Genomic DNA, 5,137 nt, shown 5'->3' on the forward strand with positions numbered 1-5,137 from the left:
ATCGGCTGCGGCGTCAAACCCGCCGCCGACCTGCCCGCGGTCGCCGCCGCCGGCGCCGACGCCGCGATCGTCGGCTCCGCCGCCGTCGCCCGCATCGAGACCGCCCTCACCGAGGGCCGCGACGCCGCCCAGGCGCTGCGCGCCCTCCTCCACGACCTCCGCCCGCCCGGGCCACCCCAGCCCGCCACGGCCGGACGCACCACCAGCACCACCGCCGTACCGCGCACCACCGCCGTACCGCGCACCACCAGCACGAGCACCACCCCCGGCACCACCACCCTCGCCCGCTGACACGAAAGGCAGAACCAGCATGCTGATCCGCGACCTTGACGACGTCCAGACCGTCGAGTGGGGCAACGGCCTGTCCCGCCGCTTCCTGGTGGCCGGCGACAACCTCGGCTACACCCTCACCGACACCATCGTCAACGCCGGCACCAAGTCCCGCCTGGAGTACCGCAACCACCTGGAGGCGTGCTACTGCATCGCCGGCTCCGGCGAGGTCATCGCCATGGACGGCACCTCCCACCCCATCACCCCCGGCCGCCTCTACGCCCTCGACCAGCACGACGCCCACTACCTGGTCGCCAGCCCCCACGAGGACCTGCGCCTGGTCTGCGTCTTCTCCCCGGCCCTGCGCGGCGACGAGGTCCACCAGCTCGACGCCTCCTCCTCCTCCGCCTACTAGGCGAAGACCCCCCTTCGAGTCACGCGCCGGCGCCCCGCGCGCCGGCCTGCCACCCCGGGCCCCGCACGCGGGCCCGGGAGGAAGGCGGCACGTCCATGATCCGCTGGAACGCCGACCAGCACGCCCTGCGCGAGGGCCTGGCCCGCTTCGGCGACGACCTGAGCGCCGGCCACATCGAAGGCGACGAACAGGCCGCCTTCTCCCACGACAAGTGGCGCCTCGTCCAGAAGACCGGAATCCTGTCCCTGCCCTTCGAGGAACGCTACGGCGGGCTGGGCCAGTCCCTGCTCACCACCATGTACGTCCTGGAAGGCCTGGGCCAGACCTGCCGCGACGGCGGCCTCAACTTCTCCGTCACCACCTCCCTCGCCTCCACCGGCGTCCCCCTCCAGGCCTTCGGCTCACCCGCCCTCAAAGAGGCCTACCTGCCGCGCATCGCCTCCGGCGAGGCCATCGGCGCCCACGCCATCACCGAGTCCGAGGGCGGCTCGGACGCCATGCAGATGCGCACCCGCGCGATCCGCGACGGCGACCACTTCGTCCTCAACGGCGCCAAGACCTTCGTCAGCAACGGCCCCGTCGCCGACGTCATCGTCGTCTACGCCCGCACCCACCCCCAGGGCGGGGCGCTCGGCGTCACCGCGTTCCTCCTGGACCGCGACATGCCCGGCATCAGCACCGGAAACCCCATCAAGAAGATGGGCCTGCGCACCTCACCGCTGTCCGAGGTCTACCTCGACGACGTCAAGGTGCCCGCCTCCCGGGTCCTGGGCCGCGTCGGCGGCGGCTTCCTCGTCCTGGACCACGTCATGAAACGCGAGATCCTCTACTCCTTCATCGTCAACACCGGCGAGATGCAGCACCGCCTGGCCCGCTGCCTCGACTACGCCAAGACCCGCATGTCCTTCGGCAAGCCCATCGGCTCCTACCAGTCGGTCGCCAACAAGATCGTCGACACCAAGATCCGCCTGGAGACCGCCCGCAAGTGGCTCTACGACACGGCCCAGCGCCTGGAGGCCGGCGAGAACGTCACCGTCGACATGGCGATCGCCAAACTCCTCACCAGCGAATCCAACCTCGCCACCTCGCTGGCCGCCGTCCAGGTCTTCGGTGGCAACGGCTACATGTCCGAGTACGGGCTGGAGAAGGACGTGCGCAACGCCGTCGCCGGCACCATCTACTCCGGCAGCAACGAGATCCAGTACAACCGCATCGCCGCCATGCTCGGACTCGGCAAGTGAGCGCCCCCGCCCCGCCCCGCCCGCTGCCGCCCGCGCGGCCCCGCCACCTCAAGGTGTGCGGGGCCCGCACCCGCGCCGACCTCACCCTCCTCGCCGAATCCGGCCCCACCCTGGTGGGCCTGTGGCACGGCGTGCCCGGCGGCCCCGCCGAACTCTCCGAACAACACCTCGCCCACCTCGCCGCCACCGCCATCCGCCTGGGCCTGGAACCCGTCCTGGTCACCTTCCTCGACGACGCCGACCGCCTCGCCCGCCTCGCCCGCGCCACCGGCATCCGCTGGATCCAGCTCCACGCCTACCAGAACCCCGCCCTCGTCACCGAACTGCGCCACCACCTGCCCTACGCCGTCCTCGTCAAAGTCCTCCACCTCTCCCGCGGCCGCTGCCTGGAACGCCCCTTCATCGGCGCCTTCGAACGCGCCGGCTGCGACCTGTTCCTGCTGGACACCGTCACCGACGACGGCCGCGTCGGCTCCACCGGCCACCCCCTGGCCCCCGCCGACGTCCACACCCTGCTGCCCCGCCTCACCATCCCCTTCCTCCTCGCCGGCGGCCTGAACGCCGCCAACCGCGATACCTACCGCACCGTCACCGACCACCCCCTGTACGCCGGCGCCGACATCGACACCGCCGCCCGCAACCGGGCCGGCGACTTCACCCACGAAGCCGTCACCGCCCTCGCCCACGCCTGGCACCCCCGCCCCAAGGAGGCTCACGTATGAGCGCCCCGCGGTTCCTCGACGCCCTGCTGGCCGCGAGACGCCCCCTGATCATGGAAGTCAAACTCCGCGACCCGCACGGCACCGACCTGCTGGGCCCGCGTACCGTCACCGACCTCGTCACCCGCTACGAACAGGCCGGCGCGCCCTGCCTGTCCGTGGTCACCGGCCGCTGGTTCGGCGGCACCCCCCGCCTGCTGCGCGAGGTCACCGACGCCACCGACCTGCCCGTCCTGCAGAAGGACTTCCTCACCCGCCCCGCCCAACTGGAGGCCGCCGCCGCCCTCGGCGCCTCCGCCGTCCTGCTCACCGCCGCCCTGCTGCCCGCCACCTCCCTGCACCGCCTGGTCACCACCGCCCTCGCCCTGGGCCTGACCCCCTTCGTCGAGATCACCGGCGAACACGAACTCGCCCACCTGCCCCAGCCCGAACACTGCGTCATCGCCGTCAACAACAAGGACATCCGCACCCGCGAACGCGACCGCGGCGACCTCGGACGCAGCCTGCGCCTGCTGCCCGCCCTGCACGCCACCGGCACCCGCGCCCCCGTCTCCGCCTCCGCCATCACCGAACCCGCCGACGCCGCCCGCCTCCTGGACGCCGGCTACGCGGGACTGCTCATCGGCACCACGCTGATGCGCCAGAGCGACCTCACCGGCTGGCTCACCGACCTCGACACCGCCCGCGCCGGGACCACCGCCCGCGCCGGAGCCGCTGTCCGTGCCGGGGCCGCCGTATGAGCTTCCGTCCGAACCCGCGGCCCAACCCCCGCCTCGCCACCCGCTCCCTGGTCCTGGACGCCGGCGGCATCCCCGTCTCCGCCCTCGTCGCCGAACCCCAGGACCGCGCCCCCAAGGCCGTCCTCCTCGCCATCCACGGCCGCGGCATGCGCGCCGCCTACTTCGCCGGCCCCGCCCACCCCGACACCAGCCTGCTCACCCTGGCCGCCGACCTCGGCTACACCGTCCTGGCCCTGGACCGCCCCGGCCACGGCGCCTCCGCCCACCGCCTGCCCGACGGCCAGCTCATCGCCGACCAGGCCGCCACCCTGCACGCCGCCCTCACCGACTACGCCCGCGCCCACCCCGTCGGCGCCGGCGTCCAGCTCCTCGCCCACTCCTTCGGCGGCAAGATCGCCCTCCACCTCGCCGCCCACTGGCCCGCCGACCCCCGCCTGCCCCTGCTCGGCGCCGACATCTCCGGCCTCGCCCAGCACTACGCCCCCGGCGCGTGGGACCGGCCCGACGACCTCGCCGGCGGCGGCCGCCTCAACTGGGGCCCCCTCGGCCTCTACCCGCCCGGCACCTTCCACGCCGCCCGCACCCTGCTCACCCCCGTCCCCGCCCTCGAATCCCGCGAACTGGCCACCTGGCCCGCCCGCTACAGCGCCCTGGCCGCCCGCGTACGCGTGCCCGTGCGCCTCACCCTCGCCGACCACGAGGCCTGGTGGCGCCTGGAACCCTCCCACCGCACCGCCCTCACCGCCGCCTTCCCCCCGGGCCTGGCCCACCTCGTCACCGCCCACCGCGCCGGCCACAACCTCTCCCTGGGCCACGCCGCCCGCCCCTACCACCTGCGCGCCCTCGCCTTCACCGACGAATGCCTCACCCGCCCCCGGCCCCAGCCCGCCACAGCCGCCCCCGAACCGGCCCTGGCCGCCGCCGGCTGACCGCAGGACGGGTGGGAGATCGTGGACACCGCCCGCGGCGCGGTGGCCCTGGACGACCCCGCCCCCATCGCGCTGCTGCTCACCCAGTGGCGCCACAGCGCCGAGGTCCACGCCGACCCCGCCCTGCTCGCCCTGATCACCCGCGAGCCCGACGGCGACCTCGGGCCGGCCGCGATGCCCGAGGCCACCGAGTAGGTCACTGCGCCATCGCCCGCGCCCATCGGTACGCCGCCGGGGCGCGTGAAGCGGATTGCCTTGGTGCCACGATGCTCTGACGTCTCGTCATGGAACAGCGGATCGTCATCGAATGAACCCGACTCGTGAGCCGCTGCGCCGCCGCCACTGCCGATTGCCGCCGGGGCCGCCAACGGCACCTGCTGACCCGACCGCCGTTGCGCAGCGGACGGCTGCATGAGAAGTCGGAGGGGCCGACTTCTCATGCAGGGCGGGACGACGCGACCGCGACCACCTGTGCAGCAGCCGCCCCGGCCATTCGGGATCGACTCCGCCAGGACGGTGTGGAACCGCACCAGCAAGGCGATCGGCCTCTACGAAGGATGGGCGTGCGTGGGCGCGGGCTGGAAGGGAGACGTAGCCGCCGGCGGCTGGTCGTCCCTGAACAGCGGCAGCGTCTCCAAGATCAGCCGGGTCTGACAGCAGGCCCCGGCCCGGGGGGGGCGGCCGGCCCGCTGGGCCGCGGGCCGCGGGCGGGGGGGGCCCCGCGCACCACCGCCCCGCGGCCCACCGGGGGGGGGGGGTGCTCCGCCAGCAGCAGCTTGACCGCGACCTCGCGGTCGAGCCGCTGGTCGGTCGCCTTCCAGAC

The 5,137-nt window shown here is 74.0% G+C and carries 7 protein-coding genes and 2 pseudogenes; 8 read left to right on the forward strand and 1 reads right to left on the reverse strand.

The window, feature by feature from the left end; genetic code table 11:
* The 8 genes and pseudogenes from ACFV61_RS34200 to ACFV61_RS34235 all read left to right on the forward strand — a co-directional run.
* Positions 1 to 291 (forward strand): annotated as a pseudogene (locus ACFV61_RS34200) (hypothetical protein); the annotation flags it as partial.
* A gap of 19 nt (positions 292 to 310) precedes the next feature.
* A complete protein-coding gene (locus tag ACFV61_RS34205) occupies positions 311 to 685 on the forward strand; it encodes an ectoine synthase (protein WP_063352982.1) in 375 nt (124 codons plus the stop codon).
* A gap of 95 nt (positions 686 to 780) precedes the next feature.
* Positions 781 to 1,926 (forward strand): acyl-CoA dehydrogenase family protein, encoded by a 1,146-nt coding sequence (locus ACFV61_RS34210; protein WP_063352981.1) that lies wholly within the window; start codon positions 781 to 783, stop codon positions 1,924 to 1,926.
* On the forward strand, positions 1,923 to 2,648 hold the full coding sequence (locus ACFV61_RS34215) for an N-(5'-phosphoribosyl)anthranilate isomerase (RefSeq protein WP_380423721.1): 726 nt from the start codon (positions 1,923 to 1,925) through the stop codon (positions 2,646 to 2,648). The genes ACFV61_RS34210 and ACFV61_RS34215 overlap by 4 nt, the downstream gene beginning before the upstream one ends.
* Positions 2,645 to 3,385, forward strand: a complete 741-nt coding sequence (locus tag ACFV61_RS34220) for an indole-3-glycerol-phosphate synthase (protein WP_380495995.1) — start codon at positions 2,645 to 2,647, stop codon at positions 3,383 to 3,385. Before ACFV61_RS34215 ends, ACFV61_RS34220 begins: the two co-directional genes overlap by 4 nt.
* Complete coding sequence (locus ACFV61_RS34225; protein ID WP_380423723.1) at positions 3,382 to 4,314, forward strand: alpha/beta hydrolase; 933 nt, start codon at positions 3,382 to 3,384, stop codon at positions 4,312 to 4,314. The genes ACFV61_RS34220 and ACFV61_RS34225 overlap by 4 nt, the downstream gene beginning before the upstream one ends.
* Positions 4,315 to 4,335: 21 nt before the next feature.
* The gene (locus tag ACFV61_RS34230; protein ID WP_380495996.1) at positions 4,336 to 4,509 is read left to right on the forward strand and encodes a hypothetical protein; all 174 of its coding nucleotides are present in this window, start codon (positions 4,336 to 4,338) and stop codon (positions 4,507 to 4,509) included.
* A gap of 276 nt (positions 4,510 to 4,785) precedes the next feature.
* Entirely contained in the window at positions 4,786 to 4,968 is a 183-nt protein-coding gene (locus ACFV61_RS34235) for a hypothetical protein (RefSeq protein WP_380495997.1), read from the forward strand.
* Here the strand turns inward: ACFV61_RS34235 and ACFV61_RS34240 are convergent.
* A pseudogene (locus ACFV61_RS34240) lies at positions 4,955 to 5,137 on the reverse strand (hypothetical protein); the annotation flags it as partial. The gene ACFV61_RS34235 and the pseudogene ACFV61_RS34240 overlap by 14 nt on opposite strands.

It is taken from the genome of Kitasatospora sp. NPDC059817 (assembly GCF_042731835.1).
Taxonomy (GTDB): Bacteria; Actinomycetota; Actinomycetes; order Streptomycetales; family Streptomycetaceae; genus Kitasatospora.